Annotated in this window: 18 protein-coding genes; 11 read left to right on the top strand and 7 right to left on the bottom strand. The window is 68.2% G+C overall.

Annotated elements, in window-relative coordinates:
- Nucleotides 1-230 precede the first annotated feature (230 nt).
- Nucleotides 231-2,051, bottom strand: a complete 1,821-nt coding sequence (locus tag HLAC_RS01965) for a ribosome biogenesis/translation initiation ATPase RLI (protein ID WP_012659638.1) — start codon at nucleotides 2,049-2,051, stop codon at nucleotides 231-233.
- Between the two features lies 1 nt (nucleotide 2,052).
- Entirely contained in the window at nucleotides 2,053-2,361 is a 309-nt protein-coding gene (locus tag HLAC_RS01960; protein ID WP_012659637.1) for an EMC6-like membrane protein, read from the bottom strand.
- Nucleotides 2,362-2,684: 323 nt separating this feature from the next.
- Here HLAC_RS01960 and HLAC_RS01955 point away from each other — a divergent pair, with 323 nt between their 5' ends.
- Nucleotides 2,685-2,966, top strand: a complete 282-nt coding sequence (locus HLAC_RS01955) for a MarR family transcriptional regulator (RefSeq protein WP_012659636.1) — start codon at nucleotides 2,685-2,687, stop codon at nucleotides 2,964-2,966.
- Nucleotides 2,967-2,977: 11 nt separating this feature from the next.
- Here the strand turns inward: HLAC_RS01955 and HLAC_RS01950 are convergent, their stop codons facing one another.
- A complete protein-coding gene (locus tag HLAC_RS01950; protein WP_422652235.1) occupies nucleotides 2,978-3,307 on the bottom strand; it encodes a DUF7536 family protein in 330 nt (109 codons plus the stop codon).
- A 141-nt stretch (nucleotides 3,308-3,448) separates the two neighbouring features.
- Between HLAC_RS01950 and HLAC_RS01945 the strand changes: the two genes are divergently transcribed.
- Nucleotides 3,449-4,423, top strand: a complete 975-nt coding sequence (locus tag HLAC_RS01945; RefSeq protein ID WP_012659634.1) for a C-terminal binding protein — start codon at nucleotides 3,449-3,451, stop codon at nucleotides 4,421-4,423.
- A 35-nt stretch (nucleotides 4,424-4,458) separates the two neighbouring features.
- Here HLAC_RS01945 and HLAC_RS01940 read toward each other — a convergent pair whose 3' ends face one another.
- Nucleotides 4,459-5,253: a DUF6663 family protein gene (locus HLAC_RS01940; RefSeq protein ID WP_012659633.1), complete on the bottom strand. Its 795-nt coding sequence runs from the start codon at nucleotides 5,251-5,253 to the stop codon at nucleotides 4,459-4,461.
- Between the two features lie 170 nt (nucleotides 5,254-5,423).
- On the opposite strand from HLAC_RS01940, the gene HLAC_RS01935 reads away from it, so the two are divergent.
- Nucleotides 5,424-6,047, top strand: coding sequence for a methyltransferase domain-containing protein (locus HLAC_RS01935; protein WP_012659632.1), 624 nt, complete (start codon nucleotides 5,424-5,426; stop codon nucleotides 6,045-6,047).
- Nucleotides 6,048-6,080: 33 nt separating this feature from the next.
- On the opposite strand, the gene HLAC_RS01930 is transcribed toward HLAC_RS01935, so the two are convergent.
- On the bottom strand, nucleotides 6,081-6,590 hold the full coding sequence (locus HLAC_RS01930) for a type IV pilin N-terminal domain-containing protein (protein ID WP_012659631.1): 510 nt from the start codon (nucleotides 6,588-6,590) through the stop codon (nucleotides 6,081-6,083).
- A gap of 63 nt (nucleotides 6,591-6,653) precedes the next feature.
- Entirely contained in the window at nucleotides 6,654-7,997 is a 1,344-nt protein-coding gene (locus tag HLAC_RS01925; RefSeq protein ID WP_012659630.1) for a DUF7094 domain-containing protein, read from the bottom strand.
- 157 nt (nucleotides 7,998-8,154) lie between these two features.
- Between HLAC_RS01925 and HLAC_RS01920 the strand changes: the two genes are divergently transcribed.
- The 5 genes from HLAC_RS01920 to HLAC_RS01900 all read left to right on the top strand — a co-directional run bounded on the left by HLAC_RS01920 (nucleotide 8,155) and on the right by HLAC_RS01900 (nucleotide 13,295).
- On the top strand, nucleotides 8,155-9,462 hold the full coding sequence (locus HLAC_RS01920; protein WP_012659629.1) for a helix-turn-helix transcriptional regulator: 1,308 nt from the start codon (nucleotides 8,155-8,157) through the stop codon (nucleotides 9,460-9,462).
- 96 nt (nucleotides 9,463-9,558) lie between these two features.
- The gene (locus HLAC_RS01915) at nucleotides 9,559-10,347 is read left to right on the top strand and encodes an electron transfer flavoprotein subunit beta/FixA family protein (RefSeq protein WP_012659628.1); all 789 of its coding nucleotides are present in this window, start codon (nucleotides 9,559-9,561) and stop codon (nucleotides 10,345-10,347) included.
- The gene (locus HLAC_RS01910) at nucleotides 10,347-11,294 is read left to right on the top strand and encodes an electron transfer flavoprotein subunit alpha/FixB family protein (protein ID WP_012659627.1); all 948 of its coding nucleotides are present in this window, start codon (nucleotides 10,347-10,349) and stop codon (nucleotides 11,292-11,294) included. Before HLAC_RS01915 ends, HLAC_RS01910 begins: the two co-directional genes overlap by 1 nt.
- 16 nt (nucleotides 11,295-11,310) lie before the next feature.
- The gene (locus HLAC_RS01905) at nucleotides 11,311-12,234 is read left to right on the top strand and encodes a DUF5995 family protein (protein WP_012659626.1); all 924 of its coding nucleotides are present in this window, start codon (nucleotides 11,311-11,313) and stop codon (nucleotides 12,232-12,234) included.
- A gap of 77 nt (nucleotides 12,235-12,311) precedes the next feature.
- A complete protein-coding gene (locus HLAC_RS01900) occupies nucleotides 12,312-13,295 on the top strand; it encodes a replication factor C small subunit (RefSeq protein WP_012659625.1) in 984 nt (327 codons plus the stop codon).
- Between the two features lie 196 nt (nucleotides 13,296-13,491).
- Here the strand turns inward: HLAC_RS01900 and HLAC_RS01895 are convergent, their stop codons facing one another.
- Nucleotides 13,492-14,133 (bottom strand): MBL fold metallo-hydrolase, encoded by a 642-nt coding sequence (locus tag HLAC_RS01895; protein WP_012659624.1) that lies wholly within the window; start codon nucleotides 14,131-14,133, stop codon nucleotides 13,492-13,494.
- A 116-nt stretch (nucleotides 14,134-14,249) separates the two neighbouring features.
- On the opposite strand from HLAC_RS01895, the gene HLAC_RS01890 reads away from it, so the two are divergent.
- The 3 genes from HLAC_RS01890 (at nucleotide 14,250) to HLAC_RS01880 (ending at nucleotide 16,606) form a co-directional block, all read left to right on the top strand.
- A complete protein-coding gene (locus HLAC_RS01890; RefSeq protein WP_012659623.1) occupies nucleotides 14,250-14,432 on the top strand; it encodes a DUF5786 family protein in 183 nt (60 codons plus the stop codon).
- 4 nt (nucleotides 14,433-14,436) lie between these two features.
- The gene (locus HLAC_RS01885) at nucleotides 14,437-15,024 is read left to right on the top strand and encodes an endonuclease dU (protein WP_012659622.1); all 588 of its coding nucleotides are present in this window, start codon (nucleotides 14,437-14,439) and stop codon (nucleotides 15,022-15,024) included.
- A gap of 67 nt (nucleotides 15,025-15,091) precedes the next feature.
- Entirely contained in the window at nucleotides 15,092-16,606 is a 1,515-nt protein-coding gene (locus HLAC_RS01880; protein ID WP_012659621.1) for a glycerate kinase type-2 family protein, read from the top strand.
- Nucleotides 16,607-16,652: the final 46 nt, after the last annotated feature.

Genomic DNA, 16,652 nt, shown 5'->3' with positions numbered 1-16,652 from the left:
ACGGTGTGACGGACTGACGGCCGCTACTCGACGACGAATCGATGAGGACCAACTGCATTCACGGAGTGGGCACACCGGAGAGGGTTTAGTATACACACCGTAACAGCCGCGAAGCTCTCACCGTGAGATGATGAACTGTGAGGCGGACGGCCTACCTTGGCCTCCTTCCACGGCCAAAGCCGCGGCTTTCGCCTCGCACGTTGTATAATCGGAGGAGTTCGACCGAACGACTACCCCGAGTAGTAGTACTCGCCGTCGCGCTTCTGTGAGCTGTCGAGCTGCGAGCCCGGCTTGTTGATCCGGGGACGGCCCGTCCGCTCGTCGCGTCGGAAGGTGATGTCCAGGTCCGCGAGGAACTCGTTCATCCCGTCGCGCATCTCCTGCGGCGGCGTGGCGTGCCCGCGCTCGGCCGGTTCGCCGTCGAACACCATCAGGCGGTCTGCGAGGAGATCGATCATGTAGATGTCGTGGTCGATCACCATCACGGTCGCGTCGTGGTTCTCCGCGTACCGGCGGATCGCCGTCGTCGCGCGCACCCGCTGTTCCACGTCGAGGTGCGCAGAGGGCTCGTCGAGAAGGTACAGATCGGCGTCTTCGGAGAGACACGCCGCGATGGCGACGCGCTGGCGCTCCCCGCCCGACAGGTCCGAGAGGTTCTGCTCCATCACGCGATCGAGTTGGAGCGGCTGGGCGATCTCCGTGTTCCAGTAGGAGCTACCGAAGTCGTCGGTGATCGAGGAGAGGAACACGTCGACGCGCATCGGCTGGTCAATATCGATGTACTGCGGCTTGTACGCGATGTCGAGTGCAAAGTCGAGTTCCCCCTCGTCCGGTTCCAACGAGCCCGCGAACAGCTTCGCAAGCGTCGACTTCCCGATCCCGTTCGGGCCGACGACGCCGAGCACCTCGGAGCGGTTGATCTCGCCGCCCTCGACGTGGAGTTCGAACTCGCCGTCGCCGTACGACTTCGAGAGTTCGGGGTACTCGATCAGCGTCTCGCTCCGCGAAGAGACCCGTGGGGCGTGCTCCTCGAAGGTGATCGCGGACGGCCGAATCCGCATATTCTCGTTGTCGAGGTATCCCTTCAGGTACTCGTTGATCCCGTTTCGGACCGACTTGGGGTCAGTGACGACACCGTACGCGCCGGGCTCCCCGTACGCGACGTGGAGGGTATCGGCGAGCAGGTCCAGGATGGCGAGGTCGTGCTCGACGACGAGCATCGAGCGCTCGGCCGCGTCGTCGTCCGCCAGCTCGCGGATGAGCCGGGCGACGATCATCCGCTGGCCGATATCGAGGTACGGCGTGATCTCGTCGAGGAAGTAGAAGTCGGCGTCGCGGGCGAGACACGCCGCGATGGCAACGCGCTGGAGCTCGCCGCCGGAGATGGAGTCGATCGGCTGGTCCATCACCGGCCTGATGTTGAGCCGGTCGATGAGGGAGTCGAGCGCGCCGCGCTCGTCGGTGCGCTCCAACAGCTCGCGGGTGTTGCCGTCGAACTGGTTCGGGATCTGGTCGACGTACTGCGGCTTCCGCGCGACCGTCACATCTCCCTCCTTCAGCGATTGGAGGTAGTTCTGCAGCCCCGTGCCGCGGAATCGGTCAAGCACGCGCTCCCAGTCGCCCTCAGACTCGTAGTCGCCGAGGTTCGGGACCATCTCGCCGGCGAGCGCGTGGACCGCCGTCGACTTCCCGATCCCGTTCGGACCGAGGATGCCGGTGACGTTGCCCGGCTTCGGGGTCGGGAGCCCGTACAGCGAGAAGGCGTTGTCGCCGTAGCGGTGGACCGGCTCCTCGTCGAGTTCGGAGGGGAGGTTGATGATCTCGATCGCGTCGAACGGGCATTTCTCGACGCAGATCCCGCAGGTCTCTCCGAGACAGATCTCCTCGGAGATGTGGATCTGGTCCGGGTCGCCCTCGGCCGCGTCCTCGCCGCGCTTCGTGATGCACTCCTTGCCCGTCCGGTTTGGCGGGCAGTAGTTCGCGCACTCGTAGTTACACCGGTCGGGCTGGCATCGATCGAGGTCGACGACCGCGATGCTGTCGTCCGCCATTTCAGACCACCAGTTCGACGCCGGACGTCGCAAGTACGGTGTAGCTGATGAACCACAGCGTGAACGTCAGAAACGCCACGTAGAGGTTGTCCTTGACTCCGAAGTCGCCGACGCCGATCATCTTGTACAACGGGTACTGGGCGAGCACGAACGCGCCCAGCACCAGCACGAGGGTAGTGCTGGCGGCGTCAACCGGATCCGTCCCAACATACACGGCCGAGATGACGCCGGCGGCGATCCCCGCGAGACTGCAGATCGTCGTGACGACCACGCTTCGGGTATGGCCCGATATCCCCGAGTCGTCGCTCATACCAGTCGATCCGCGAGCGCACGTGAAAAGCCGTTCGTTCCGCCGGGCGGCCCGTCTCGGAGCGCCGCCGACCGGGACAGCCACGTCCGGCTCACGTCGAGCGACCGAGACGCCGTCCGAGATCGACCCCGCAGAGCGTCGGCAACGGAGCGCGCGCGAGCGCCATCGCTGACTGACTGGTCAGTCTACAGCCAACTACCAGTAAATGTTACCGGTGAGTGCGTCATAAACCAGCAACAATTGCCTTCTACTGCGAGAAAACACCCGATTGAGCGCGGTGACGCATCAACATTTATGACGATGTGCGGTTTCGATTCGTAACGATGGAAGGAACCCAAACGGAGGGACTCGACGACCTCCCGCCGAGCGCCAAGCTCGTCTTCAAGGTGCTCGAGTACAACGGACCGTTGACCCAGAAGGGGATCGTCCAGGAGTCGATGCTGTCGGCTCGAACCGTCCGCTACGCGCTCGAACGGTTAGAGGGGATCGACGTCGTCGACGAGGATGTCTACTTCGCGGATGCCCGGCAGAAACTCTATAAGCTGACCGAGCCCGCACAGGAGTTCACCGGCGACGAAAACGAGGCCTCCTGTACCGCCGACTGACCGCCGCGGCTCTAACTCTTCTCCTCGCTCCGTTCCGCCGATAGGTCCCGCGCCCCTCGGACCGCTTCGACGACGGTGAGCCCGATGGCGACGAGCAGCGCGAACGTCGCAGCCAGCACGAACGCCAGCAACAGGAACCACACGTCTGGACCGAACAGCGGGTAGTCCCGGATGTCGATCACCGGACCGAGTAGCTCCAGCGCCCGGACGCCGTACAGGAGGACCGCGAAGAGCGCGCCGACGACGAGCCCAACGCGGGCGTTCCGGTAGAACGCCAGTGACTCTAAGAGCACGAGCATCGGCGGTTTGGTCGACCGGTCTGCTGAACTGTCGTCGCTCACGAACGCCCTAGCGAGCGCGCGCGCAAAGAGCCATCGAAAATCAAAATCGACTGCCGGATGATAATCACGATCGAAAATGGGTGTCTCAGGACCTGAAAACGCGAGAAAGCCGTCAAGTGATGGGAGAGAAAACGACCGTACATGGCCAAAGTCGTGCTGTCGGCGTTCCCGATGATCGATCCGGAGACGTACCGCGAGGTCCTCGACGAGGCAGTTGACGAGCCCGTCGAGATTGAGGTCGCCCAACTAGGGTCGACCGAGCGCCTGATCGAGGCGGCAGCGGGCGCCGACGCGGTTGTGACCGACATCGACACGCCCGTCACCGACGAGGCGCTCGGCCGGCTCGACCTGCGGGCCGTCGTCCGGGCCGCAGTTGGGGTGGATAACGTCGACGTGGGCGCCGCCGCCGAGCGCGGCGTCACCGTCACTCGCGCCCCGGACTACTGCACCGACGAGGTGGCGATTCACTCCGTTTCGCTGCTTTTGGCCTGCCTGCGGTCGCTGAAGGCGTACGACGATCACGTCGTCGACGACGGCTGGAGCTGGGAGGTCGGACGACCGATCCGCCGCGTGAGCGCGTCGACGGTCGGATTCGTCTCGTTCGGCCCGATCGCCCGGCGCGCGGCCGAGCAGATCGCCGGATTCGACGCTGATCTCGTCGCCTACGACCCGTTCGTCGAGGCCGACGAGATGGCGGAGTACGGTGTCGAGAAAGCGGATTTCGACGAGCTGTTCGACCGGGCCGATCACGTCGGCGTCTACGCCCCCTTGACGGACGCGACTCGGGGCATGGTCGACGCCGACGCGCTCGCTCGGCTCGACGAGAGCTCGGTGGTCGTCAACGTGAGTCGCGGGCCCGTCGTCGACGCCGATGCGCTGCTCGACGCGCTGGAGTCGGAGACGATCAAGGGCGCCGGCCTCGACGTGCTCGCGGAGGAACCGCCCGAAGACGATCCGCTCGTCGACCGCGACGACACGATCGTCACGCCGCACGCGGCGTGGTACAGCGAGGCGGCCCGCGACGACTTAAACCGAAGCGGCGCCGTCGACGTGGCCGCCGTGCTCAACGGCGAGACGCCCGATGGCCGGGTCGATCCGGATGCCGACTGGCTCTGAGCGAGACCGCGCGCGGCGGCTACAGCGCGCGACGACTACAGCCGATCGAGCGCGTCGAAGCCGTCCTTGCCGTCATCTCTCTCGTCCGCGCCGTCCTCGGCGCCGTCCGATCCCGCCTTGGCCGCGTCGAGCGCACCGCCGTCGAGGCCGGCGGCGAGCCCGGGACCGAGGTCGTAGGTGTCGCGCACCGTCTGGGCCAACACGCCCTCTCGGTCGAAGACGACATAGACGGCGACGAAGTCGTGCGCGGCGGGACGGAGGACGAACACCTCGCGAGGGCCGTCGTCCTCACGCGACTCGTTGACGCGTGCGACGAGCGGTTCGATCGGGAGCCGACCCGACCGGAGGTCGGCGAACGCGTCGCTTCCCGGCGCGTCCGCGAACAGGTATAGCGCCCCGTTCGGCTCGCCGTCGTTCGACCGGGTCGTGATCGAGCCGACCGCCTCTCCCGCGGAACGGATCTGGTCCCACGCGTCGACGGCCGCCTCGAACATCCCGTCCACGTCGTCCGCGAACCGGAATCTGCTCTCGCGGACGACCTCGACATCGGCGAAGCGGGCCGAGCCGTCGGTCCACGCCAGCGTCGCGTCGACGACGAATCCCGGCTCCAGCGACGCCACGCGGTCAGCCATGTCTCCATCGTACCCCTCGGCGGCGGCGTAGAGCGGGTCGAACCGGTCCCCGGCGTCGGGAGCGGTCGGGTCGATCGGCGCTTCCGGGTAGTCGACGAGGACAAACTCCTCGGGAGGATCGGCCGGACCGGTCCCGTCGATGTCGGGACGCGGGCGGCGGTCGTGGACGCGGAAGCGGCCGCTCGTCGTCGGTTCCATACCCGACGGTCGGGCGGCGAGCGGAAAAACCGGTCGGAACGGGGGAGCGCATCGGATAACGGAGAGGACGCCGTCTCCATGCTCATCTCGCCGACCGCCCCTGCCCCGCCGACCGCGACGGCCACACGGATCCGTGTCGTTATGGGGCGGGCGACCCAACCAAGCGGTAAATGGGGATCCTCGAGAACAAGTCGAACGCCCGCCTGTTCTACAAATACCTCTCGAAGGTGTACGACCAGGTCAACCGGTTTACCTGGACCGAGGAGATGCGCACGGAGGCGCTCTCGTGGCTGGAGTTCGGTGACGATCCGAAAGTGCTCGACGTGGGCTGTGGCACCGGGTTCGGCACCGAGGGGATCCTCGAACACGCCGACGACGTCCACGGACTCGACCAGAGTGTCCACCAGATGGAGAAGGCGTTCGAGAAGTTCGGGAAACACGACCGCGTGAACTTCTACCGAGGCGACGCCGAGCGGCTCCCGTTCCGCGACGACACGTTCGACATCGTCTGGTCCTCGGGGTCGATCGAGTACTGGCCGAACCCGATCGAGGGGCTCCGGGAGCTCCGCCGCGTCGCGAAGCCGGGCGGTCAGGTGCTCGTCGTCGGGCCCGACTACCCGCATAACCCCGTCCTCCAGCGAGTCGCCGACGCGATCATGCTCTTCTACGACGAGGACGAGGCCGACCGGATGTTCGAGGCGGCCGGCTACGAGGCGTACGAACATCACATCCAGCGAGCGAGCCCGCAAAGCCCGCGCGCGATCACGACGGTCGCGCGGGTCTCCGAGGAGTAGCGGCGCGGCGCTCGAACGCACCTCCCTCCGCCGCTATCCCGACTCGACGACAGTCTCCAGCGTCGCGACGGGTCGCCCGTCGACCGAAACGTCGACGGTGACCGTTCGGCCCGGTTCGAGGGTTGGATCGTTCGTCCCCGCGACCCGGAACGACGCCGACCCGCCGACCCGCCAGTCGCCGTCGGTCGCGGCGTTGAACGCGCCCGTCGGACCGGGGTGGAACCCTGCCGCCGAAAAGAACGGAACCGGCGGCTGCCGGGCGAGTGATTCGCCGTCGATGCGCACTCGAATTTCCAACTCGGCTGCGTCGAGCGCATCTCCGCCGCGGTGCGTAACCGTGATCCGGTCGTCAGTCGCTGACAGCGACAGGAAGGTCGTCGGCGCGGGCTCAGCCGGGGTGTCGATCGCCGCGGTCACGACGCCGCCCGCGAGCACGACCGTGATGGCGAGCAGCAGGACGCTGGCGACCGGCGCGAGTGCGCGCTCGGATCGATCGGCGGACGGGCCGCTGGGCAGGAGATCGGCATCGGTATCGATGGGCACGTGGCGACTGCCGCGGGATCCGGGAAAAACGTCAGGGGCTGCGACCGGGGCGACGACGAGACCCTACTCGTCGTCGACCGGTCGCGGCGTTGCAATGGGTTGGAGGTTGTCGACGAAGACGGCGCGAGGCTCGTCGACGACGGTGACCCGGTAAGACTCCGCCGGCGAGAGCGTCCGGACCATGCCGTCCGCGTCGGTGGTACCGATCGCTTGACTGTCGCCGTCGCCGACGCTCTTCGTGACGGTGACGTCGGAGACGGGCTCGCCGGTCTCCTCGTTGCGGACGGTCACCGTCACCGGACCGCCGGCGTAGCTGCGGTCGACGGTGACGTTGAAGCCGTCGCCGTTCACGGAGACGGGCTCGGTGTCGGGGAACGCCCCGAGCGCGATCCGCTGGTGCTCGACGAACACCTGTTCCGTGCCGCCGCTGACGAAGGTGCGAAGGAGTCCGAAATCGTGCGGGATGGTGATCCGCTGGACCGAGCCGGCGCCGAACGCGTCGGGCTCGCGGAGCGACGCCGTCTCGGGGTAGGCGGCGGACGTGGCATTGATCGCCTCGTCGTTGCCGATCGAGCCGCCTCCGCGGTCCCAGCGATCGACTCGGAAGACCTCGCGAACGTACTCCCCGTCGACGACCGTCGCTAACACGATCGATCGATTGCTCGACTCGACGTACACATCGGTGGCAGGCGTCGCGCCGCGCGCGGTCGAGAGCGCGTAGTCGCGGACGGGACCCCCGTACACTTGTAGCGCGACCTGAAGCTCGTCGAGCCGGGTCGGGGAACTGAATCCGTCGGTCTCCTCGGCGAGGGCGTCGAGCTCGTCGAGCCGCTCGTCGTACTCACGGGCGGTCGCAGCAATGCGGACAAGCTCGTCGAGGAGCTCTCGGTCGGAGAGGTTGCCGGCCGCGTGGGCGCTGAACGCCTCCGTCTGTCGGCTGTTGAGCGTCACCTCGTCACGCTCGACGCGGTTGATCGCCGCGAGGATCCGGCGCTGTCGTTCCACGCTCGTCTCGGCGGCCTCGATCCGCTGGACGACCGCCGCGGTCTCCATGGCCGCATCGGTCTCGCCGACGGCGAACCCGACCGACGAGCCGAGGTTCGCGCCGCGGCTCCCGGATTCGACGCGCGTGGCGACACCGATCGGCGTGGACAACGTCCGGAAGGTGAGGTTCTCCGCGTCGACCTGCGGGCGGTCGGGGTCCCCGTCGGCGCCGTCGAGCGCGTCAGCGGCATTCTCGACGGTCGGAGCTACGCTGGCAGCGGCCGGTTCGGTGTTTCCGGCGACCGATTCGGTACCCTCACCGACCGGGTCGGCGACCGCTCCCGCGACGGCCGCCGGCGACACCGCGCCGGCGATCGACGCGAGCAGAAGCAGCACCGAGAGGGATATCGGGAGGGCTCTCATACCACCTTGATTTGCGTCGCGATATAAAAAAGCCACCTCAATGAACCGACGCGATCCGTCGACGACCGCATCCTGATCGATCACCGACGACGCACGTCGGACGGTCAAAACAAACGATGGAAAGCGTTTTGCCCGGCGCCTGAGTGCGGTGATCTGTATGCGGAATGCCCCGTCTCGCGCTCTCCTCGTCGGGTTGGTGGCCGTCGCGCTCGTGGCGAGCGGCGTCGCGCCCGTCGCAGGGGGCGCGCCCTCGCCCTCGTCTTCGCCCTCTCTCGACGCCGATCCGTCGGCGGCCACCCCATCGGTTATCAACCCATCGACGGTCAATCCATCGATAGTCGAACAGATCGACGAACCGTTCGATCCGAACACGGCGACGCGGATCCGGATCGAGCCGACCTCGGACGGCGACGCCCAGTGGACCGTCTCAGTCAGGTACGCACTCAGCGACGAGCGCGACCGTGCAGCGTTCGACTCGGTCGGCGAGAGATTCCGGGACGGCGAGGTCGGTCCCGACGCAACGCTGTTCGAGGGGTTCGCCCGCCAGGCTAGCCAGAACCTCGACCGGACGATGCGGATCGAAAACGTCGATCGTGAGGTCGTCACCCACGACGACCCCTCGTCGTTCGACGTGGCGAGTGCCGAGACGGCGGCGGTCGGCGAACTCCGACTGACGTTCGTCTGGACCGAGTTCCTCGAAGAAGACGGTGAGAACCTGGTGTTGGGTGACGCACTGACCACGTCGGACGGCGGAACGTGGCTCCTCTCGCTGGAGGATAGACAGACGCTTGAGGTGGCGACGCCGGAAGGGTACTCCGTCACAGGGACGCCGAGCACGGCCGTGGCACAGCTTTCAGACGGCGACGTCATCATCGAGGGGCCCCAGACGTTCGAGGGAGGCGATCCCGTAGTGATCGTCTACGGGCCCGCGAGCACGATCGCTCCGCCGTGGACGATGCTCACCGCTGCGATCGTCATCGCCGCGGTGCTCATCGCTGGGAGCATCGTCGGCTACCGGCGAATGGACGGCAGCCCCGGTTCCGCGGCGAGCGGGAGCGTCGACGAGGCCACCGTCGACAGCGGCGGGGGAGAACGCACCGACCACGGACGGCTCGACGCCGTGACCGGCGATCCCACCGATCCAAATTCGGCGAGCAACGGATCAGGGGCCGACGGCGGTGAGGCGGCCGCGGAAGAGGAAGCGGAAGCGGAGGACCTCTCGCTGTTGTCCGACGAGGAGCGCGTCGAGCGCCTCCTCGAAGATAACGGCGGGCGGATGCGACAGGCCGACATCGTCGCGAAGACCGGGTGGTCGGACGCGAAGGTGTCACAGCTGCTCTCCGCGATGGCCGAGTTGGGCCGCGTGGAGAAGCTCCGGCTGGGGCGCGAGAACCTGATCTCGATCCCGGATGACGGTGGGGCGCCCGACGGCGACAACGGCGAGAGCAGCGAATCCGAGGCCTGAGACTGCCGCCAAAATGTCGGGAGGCGGAACGGAAACCCCGAACCCGCGGTGAGGCGTTCCGAAAGCTCTTACAGGTCGAACGACGGAGTATCGATCATGAAAATTCTGGTGACAGTCAAGGAGGTTGCAGAGCCGGACGACGACTTCGCGATCGAGGATACCGACATCGCAGCGTCCGACCTCGAGTACGACCTCAACGAGTGGGATGACTACGCGATCGAGGCGGCGGTACAGCTGGCCGAGGCCGGGATCGCAGACGAGGTTGTCACCGTCACCATCGGTCCGGAGCGCGCGGAGGAAACGATCCGAATGGCGCTCGCGAAGGGGGCCGACCGCGCCGTGCGGGTCTGGGACGACGCTTTCGAGGCCGGGTTCGCCGACGTGGCCGCGAAAGTCACGACATTCGAAGCGGTCGTCGACGCGGAGGAGCCCGATCTCATTCTTGGCGGCGTACAGGCTGCAGATACCGGATTCGGAGCGACGGGCGTTGCGCTCGCCGAGCGGATCGGCTTCGAACACGCCGCTGTTGTCAACGACCTCGAAGTCGACGCGGACGCAGGCGTCGCACACGTTCACCGCGAGCTCGAAGGCGGCATCGAGGAGCTGACCGACGTTGATCTCCCCGCCGTGTTGACCGTCCAGACCGGACTCAACGAGCCGCGCTACGCGAGCCTCCGGGGCATCCGGCAGGCGCAGCGCAAGGAGATCGACGCGAAGGACCTCGCCGACCTCGGGCTGTCGGCCGACGACGTCGAGAGCGCGCTGGCGATCACCTCGATGTACGAGCCGGAGAGCGAGTCGAACGCCGAGATCATCGACGGCGACGCGGGGGAGAGCGCGTCGCGCCTTGCCGAGGTCCTCCGCGAGAAGGGGGTGAGCGCGTGATGTCCGACGTGCTCGTCGTCTCGGAACACCGGCGCGGGGAGCTTCGTGACGTCTCCTACGAAGCGATCACGGCCGGCCGCGAGATCGCCGACGCGCGGGGTGGCAACCTTCACGTCGCGGTGATCAGCGGCGACATCGACCGGTTCGCCGACGACCTGAACCGCGAGGGCGTCGATGCGGTCCACGCGGTCGCGAACGGCGAGGAGTTCGATCACACCGTCTACCAGTCGGCGGTCGGGGCGCTGCTCGAGAAGATCGACGCGGGGACCGTCGTGATCCCGAACTCGGTCAACGGGCTGGACTACGCGCCCGCCGTCGCCGAGGCGCACGACCTCCCGCTGGTGACGGACGTGATCGGCTTCGAGTACGACGACGGCCTGACCGCCACCCGCGAGATGTACGGCTCGAAGGTGGAGACGACCGTCGACGTGGCCGGCGACCGGTTCGTCCTCACCGTCCGGGGCGGCGAGTGGGCGCCCGCGGAGGGCGTCGGCGACGCGACGGTCGAGTCCCTCGAGGTCGACCATCCGGAGTCAGGCGCGCGCGTCACCGGCTTCGAGGAGGTCGGCGGTGGCGATGTCGACATCGCGGACGCCGACGTGCTCGTCTCCGTCGGGCGCGGCATCGAGGAGGAGGAGAACCTCGAGCTCGTCGAGGAGCTCGCCGACGCGCTCGGCGCGACGCTCTCCGCGTCGCGGCCGATCGTCGACAACGGCTGGCTCCCGAAGAACCGACAGGTCGGGCAGTCGGGCAAGGTCGTCACGCCGGACGTGTACATCGCGGTCGGGATTTCGGGCGCGGTCCAGCACGTCGCCGGCATGAAGGGATCGGACACGATCGTCGCGATCAACACCGACTCGAACGCGCCAATCTTCGACATCGCCGACTACGGGATCGTCGGGGACCTGTTCGAGGTCGTTCCTGAACTCATCGACGAGTTCGCGTAGTCGCCGTCGACTCACGATGAGTCCGATCCGCGCCGCCGTTCCGACCGCCGAGGAAGTGAGCGCCCTGCTCGCCGGGGTCTGGCGGACGGTCGACACCGAGACCGACGCGGTCGCCGCGGAACTGGCCGGCGACGAGTCGGACGCGGTGCTGCTCGATCTCGTCGCGACACCGTTCGCGTCCGTCTCCGACGTCAACGAACGGCTGGCACGGACCGAGTCGTACCTCCGGGAGCGCGGGGACCGGCGGGCGGTGTTTCTCACGGTGTACAGCCGGATGACGGCGACCGTCCAGACCGCGATCGACGACGGCGCGTTCCTCGACTCGGAGTGGGCCGCGTCGTACCTCGTCGCCTTCGCGGAGCGCTACCGCCGAGCGTTGGTCGCGTTTGAGCGGCGGGCCTTCGAATCGCTCCCGCGCCCGTGGCTGATCGCCTTTGCCGCCGCGGCCCGGAGCGAGGCGCTGGTCGCACAGGACGCCCTGCTCGGCATCAACGCGCACATCACCTACGATCTCACGTACACGCTCGGCGACGTGGGCATCGATCCCGATCGGGATGGCAAACTCGCCGACCACGACCGCATAAACGCCATCCTCGCCCACCTGGTCCAGACCGTGCAGGACGCGCTCGTCGAGACGTACGCCGCGGTCGAGATCGCGGGTGTCGACCGGCTGCTCGATCCCCTCGACGATCGGCTGGCCCTGCTCGGGCTGAAGGGGAGCCGGGAGTTCGCCTGGCGGAACGCCGTGTTGCGCGCCGATCTACCGACGTGGATCGGCGAACCGTACGTCGACTGGCGGACCGAGACCGTCGCGACGGGCGCCGCGGCGATCGCACTCGCGCCCGATATCGACGCCGACGCACGCGAACGCCTGCGAGACGCGGAGGCCGACGTCGACGCCGTGGCGGCGTTCTACGAGGCGATCCGACGGCGGATGTAGGGAACGCGGGGAGAGAGCCGCACCGAGCGCGTCCCGTTCTCGGGGCGTTTATCACCCCGCCACACCTCCGATCCGCCATGAGCGAGGCCGACGAGCAGACGGCTGCGACCGCGACCGGTCGGGAGATCTGGATCGAGAAGTACCGACCCCAGTCGCTCGACGACATCCACGGGCAGGAGGCGATCGTCGAACGGCTCCAGAGCTACATCGAGCAGGACGACATCCCCCACCTGCTCTTTGGGGGGCCTGCCGGTACAGGCAAGACGACCGCTGCCACCGCCATCGCTCGACAGGTGTACGGCGACGACAACTGGCGCGGGAACTTCTTGGAGCTCAACGCCTCCGACCAGCGCGGGATCGACGTGGTGCGCGATCGGATCAAGGGGTTCGCGCGCTCGTCGTTCGGCGGCGACTTTCGGATCGTGTTCCTTGATGAGGCCGACTCGCTCACGGATGAGGCGCAGGCAGCACTTCGCCGGACGATGGAGCAGTTCTCCGACAACACGCGCTTCATCCTCTCGTGTAACTACTCGTCGAAGATCATCGACCCGATCCAGTCGCGTTGCGCCGTCTTCCGCTTCTCGCCGCTCTCGGACGCGGCCGTCGCCGCGCAGACCCGCGAGATCGCCGCGGCGGAGGGGATCGAGGTGACCGACGAGGGCGTCGACGCGCTCGTGTACGCCGCGGACGGCGACATGCGTCGCGCGATCAACTCCCTGCAGGCGGCGGCGACGACCGGCGAGATCGTCGACGAAGAGGCGGTGTACGCGATCACGGCGACCGCTCGCCCGGAGGAGATCGAGTCGATGGTGACGAACGCCTTACACGGCGACTTCACCCGGGCGCGGGCGACGCTCGATACCCTCCTCACGGAGACGGGGATGGCCGGCGGCGACGTGATCGACCAACTCCATCGCTCCGTCTGGGAGTTCGACCTGAGCGAGCGCGAAGCGGTGGCGCTGATGGAACGGATCGGCGAGGCCGACTACCGGATCGCCGAGGGCGCCAACGAGCAGGTGCAACTGGAGTCCCTGCTCGCGTCGCTGTCGTTAGCGGAGTAGCGACCGTCTCGGGCGGGAACGAACGATCGCGGGTGGTCGTGCGGAATGGGGTGCGGGAGAGCCGCTCGACGACCGACGGTTCGCTTATAAATACTACTTCGACTCTACAGTAGATCGCTTATAAACAGTCGTCAGCTCGCTTGTGCGGTCCGAGTGCTACTCGTTTGGCCCGAGCGCTACTTGTCTCCTCTGAGCGCTACTCGTCCGGGTACTTCGGCTCGCGACGCTCCGCGCGCTCGGTGGCGCGTTCGATGACCTCGCGGACCGTGTCGGGGCCGTCGCTCGCGCGGTAGACGTCTCCGTGGCCCGGGTACATCGCCGAGGCGGTGTCCGGCAGGCGGTCGAGGAGCGTGTGAAGGCTCTCGATCAGCACCTCGCGGGACTGGCCCGCCATGTCGGTGCGACCGAACGACCCGTCGTCGAAGGCGCCGTCGTTGTAGACGACCACATCGCCGGAGTACACCCGGTCGTCGCCGACCAGCGAGATGTGGTCGGCGGCGTGGCCGGGCGTTTCGACGACCTCGCAGGGCTCGTCGCCGACGAGGATCTCGTCGCCGTCGCCGATCGCCACGTCGCGCCGCGGGTGGGCGGCGTTGGCGTAAAGCGTCGCGTCAAACCGGTCGAGCACCGCGTCGAGCTGGCCGACGTGATCGTGGTGCTGGTGGGTCAACACGACGCGGTCGAGCCCGTCGACGCCGGCCTCGTCGAGCGCGTCGGCGATAACGTCGTCGACGCCCGGCATCGTGCCGGCGTCCACGAGGGTCGGCGCCTCGCCGGACACGAGGTACGCGTTGCAGGTGAACTCCTCCGCGTCCGCAGTGACGGTGATCGGCTCCATACGCGCACGAAGGGCGCCCGATGGGAAAAACGTGCAGTCCCCGCGGGAACGGGGGCGGCGGGATCTCCCGAACGCCCGGGGATTTATGCCTCGTGGCGTGTTAGTCTCACTCACATATGGGCTTCGGAAGCTACGATGAATCCGAACAGGAGAATCAAGACCTGGATGCGGATTTCGACGACGACGACGGAGTCCAGGCCGCAGAAGAGGTACACGAGGGTTCGGTCGATTACGAACCCGGTGCGTCGAACGACGAGCTGCTCGACCGACTCCAGGAGATCAAATCCGAGGAGACCTGATCGGGTGACACCGCCGAGCCGGACGCTCGGTATCGCCTTCTCAGACGATGACCGAACCAGTCGCCTAGCTGGGGCTGTCGTCAGAGCCGACGGCACCCTCGACGGGCTCGGGTTCGAGACCTGCACCGTTGGCGGGACCGACGCGACCGACGCCGCGATCGCGCTCTTCGACCGGCTGAGGCGCGAGGATGTGCGCCATGTCGCCGTGGCGGGAATCGCGCCCGCGTGGTTCAACCTCCTCGACCTGTCGCGGCTTCACGAGGCTCTCGACCGACCGGTGTACGCCGTGAGCTACGAGGAGAGCCCCGGGCTCGAACCGGCGCTCCGCGAGGCGTTCGACGGCGAGGCGCTCGCGCGGCGGCTCGACACGTATCGGTCCCTGCCGCCTCGGGTTCGGGTGGAGCGCGACGAGTGGAACTCGGCCGCGAGCGATGCCCCGGAACCACTGTTCGTCCGCGCGGTCGGGATCGACGTCGACGAGGCCGCCGCCGCGGTCTGCGGGTTGGTCCGCGAGGGGTTCCGCCGGCCGGAGCCCCTCCGGATCGCCGCAATCGCGGCGAGCGCGCACCGGGAGGCGACGAGGGAGCGGTAGCCGTATCCCGCCGGCCGAATCGTCCTACCCGCGCCGGATATATGTCGCTCCGCCGAGAGCCACCGCCATGACCGATGACGCCGAGACGATCGACGACGCCGTGACGTTTCGCGACCGCGAGCGACTCGCTCGGACACCGACACACGAGGCGGCCCTCGACTGCCTCGCGGCCGGGATCGAGGCCGCGCTCCCGGAGCGGCTGATCCGCGACGCCGTCTCGGTCCGAGACGGGACCCTCCGAATCGAGGGCGTCGACGGCGCGGGCGGCGAGTACGACCTCGACGCGTACGACCGGGTCGTCCTCCTCGGGGCGGGGAAGGCGACCGCGGGTGCGGCGGCGGGGGTCGCCGGCGCGCTCGGCCGGAGCGACCGAGAGATCGACGAGGGGATCGTCGTTACGGACGACCCCCCGGACTGGACGGGCGCTGACGCGAGTGACCCGTCGTCGACCGCGACGATCGACGTGCTCCCGGGCGATCATCCGCTGCCGAGCGAGCGGGGTGTCGAGAGCGCTCGGCGGGTCCTCGACGCGGCCGAGCGCGCCGGCCCCGACGACCTCGTTCTCGCGGTCATCACCGGCGGGGGCAGCGCGCTGCTGGCCGCGCCCGCGGACCCCATCTCGGTCGGCGATCTCCGCGCGCTCACGTCGGCGCTGCTCACGTCGGGCGCGTCGATCGACGAGATCAACGCGGTTCGGAAGCACTGCTCGGCGGTGAAAGGCGGACAGTTGGCGCGCGCTGCCGCCCCCGCGACGACCGTCACCCTCGCGGTCAGCGACGTGATCGGCGACCCGCTCGACACGATCGCGAGCGGGCCCACCGTCCCCGACCCCTCGACGTACGCGGACGCGCTGGCGGTCCTCGACCGGTACGACCTCGACGCCCCCGACAGCGTGCGCGAGCGCCTCCGTGCAGGCGCCGACGGAGAGCTGCCGGAGACCCCGACCGCGGGCGACCCGGCGTTCGACCGGAGCGCGGCGTTCGTCGTCGGGAACGGGCGAACCGCGCTGGACGCGGCGGCGACCGCCGCGGCGGACCGGGGGTACGAGCCGCTGGTGCTGTCCGCGAGCGTCCGAGGCGAGGCGCGCGAGGCGGGGACGACCCACGCCGCGATCGCCGAGGAGTGCGCCGCCCGCGGGTCGCCGATCGAGCCGCCGGCCGTGCTGCTCTCCGGCGGCGAGACGACCGTCACGCTCGGGGACGCGGCGGATCCGGGGACGGGCGGCCCGAACGCGGAGTTCGCCGCGAGCGCGGGACTGGCGCTCGCGGAGGGCCCGCTGGGGGACGGAGGCGGGGGCGGAGGAGGGGACGACGACGGCCACGGCCACAGCGCCCCCCGAGTCGTCGTCGCGAGCGCCGACACCGACGGGCTCGACGGCCCGACCGACGCCGCCGGAGCTATCGCGGACGCGACGACGCTCGACCCCGACGCCGCCCGCGACGCCCTCGACCGCCACGACGCGTACCCACTCTTCGACGACGCGGGCGCGCTCCTGCGGACCGGTCCGACCGGAACGAACGTCAACGACCTGCGGGCGATCGTCGTGGAGAAGCGGGATGGAGAGGAGGGACGTAGCTTATAAAGAAACTGCAGTGGCGCGCCTCTGAGTGGCCGCCATCGGCGGCCAC

The sequence above is a fragment of the Halorubrum lacusprofundi ATCC 49239 genome (assembly GCF_000022205.1).
Classification (GTDB): domain Archaea; phylum Halobacteriota; class Halobacteria; order Halobacteriales; family Haloferacaceae; genus Halorubrum; species Halorubrum lacusprofundi.
This window is presented reverse-complemented; position numbering and strand designations above follow the sequence as displayed.

Bases quoted from the DNA above. Each gene is read 5' to 3' on its own strand.
- HLAC_RS01905 (WP_012659626.1), top strand. From the start codon at position 11,311: ATGAGTCCGATCCGCGCCGCCGTTCCGACCGCCGAGGAAGTGAGCGCC.
- HLAC_RS01900 (WP_012659625.1), top strand. From the start codon at position 12,312: ATGAGCGAGGCCGACGAGCAGACGGCTGCGACCGCGACCGGTCGGGAG.
- HLAC_RS01910 (WP_012659627.1), top strand. From the start codon at position 10,347: ATGTCCGACGTGCTCGTCGTCTCGGAACACCGGCGCGGGGAGCTTCGT.
- HLAC_RS01940 (WP_012659633.1), bottom strand. From the start codon at position 5,253: ATGGAACCGACGACGAGCGGCCGCTTCCGCGTCCACGACCGCCGCCCG.
- HLAC_RS01925 (WP_012659630.1), bottom strand. From the start codon at position 7,997: ATGAGAGCCCTCCCGATATCCCTCTCGGTGCTGCTTCTGCTCGCGTCG.
- HLAC_RS01965 (WP_012659638.1), bottom strand. From the start codon at position 2,051: ATGGCGGACGACAGCATCGCGGTCGTCGACCTCGATCGATGCCAGCCC.
- HLAC_RS01895 (WP_012659624.1), bottom strand. From the start codon at position 14,133: ATGGAGCCGATCACCGTCACTGCGGACGCGGAGGAGTTCACCTGCAAC.
- HLAC_RS01890 (WP_012659623.1), top strand. From the start codon at position 14,250: ATGGGCTTCGGAAGCTACGATGAATCCGAACAGGAGAATCAAGACCTG.
- HLAC_RS01945 (WP_012659634.1), top strand. From the start codon at position 3,449: ATGGCCAAAGTCGTGCTGTCGGCGTTCCCGATGATCGATCCGGAGACG.
- HLAC_RS01920 (WP_012659629.1), top strand. From the start codon at position 8,155: ATGCGGAATGCCCCGTCTCGCGCTCTCCTCGTCGGGTTGGTGGCCGTC.
- HLAC_RS01955 (WP_012659636.1), top strand. From the start codon at position 2,685: ATGGAAGGAACCCAAACGGAGGGACTCGACGACCTCCCGCCGAGCGCC.
- HLAC_RS01915 (WP_012659628.1), top strand. From the start codon at position 9,559: ATGAAAATTCTGGTGACAGTCAAGGAGGTTGCAGAGCCGGACGACGAC.
- HLAC_RS01880 (WP_012659621.1), top strand. From the start codon at position 15,092: ATGACCGATGACGCCGAGACGATCGACGACGCCGTGACGTTTCGCGAC.
- HLAC_RS01960 (WP_012659637.1), bottom strand. From the start codon at position 2,361: ATGAGCGACGACTCGGGGATATCGGGCCATACCCGAAGCGTGGTCGTC.
- HLAC_RS01935 (WP_012659632.1), top strand. From the start codon at position 5,424: ATGGGGATCCTCGAGAACAAGTCGAACGCCCGCCTGTTCTACAAATAC.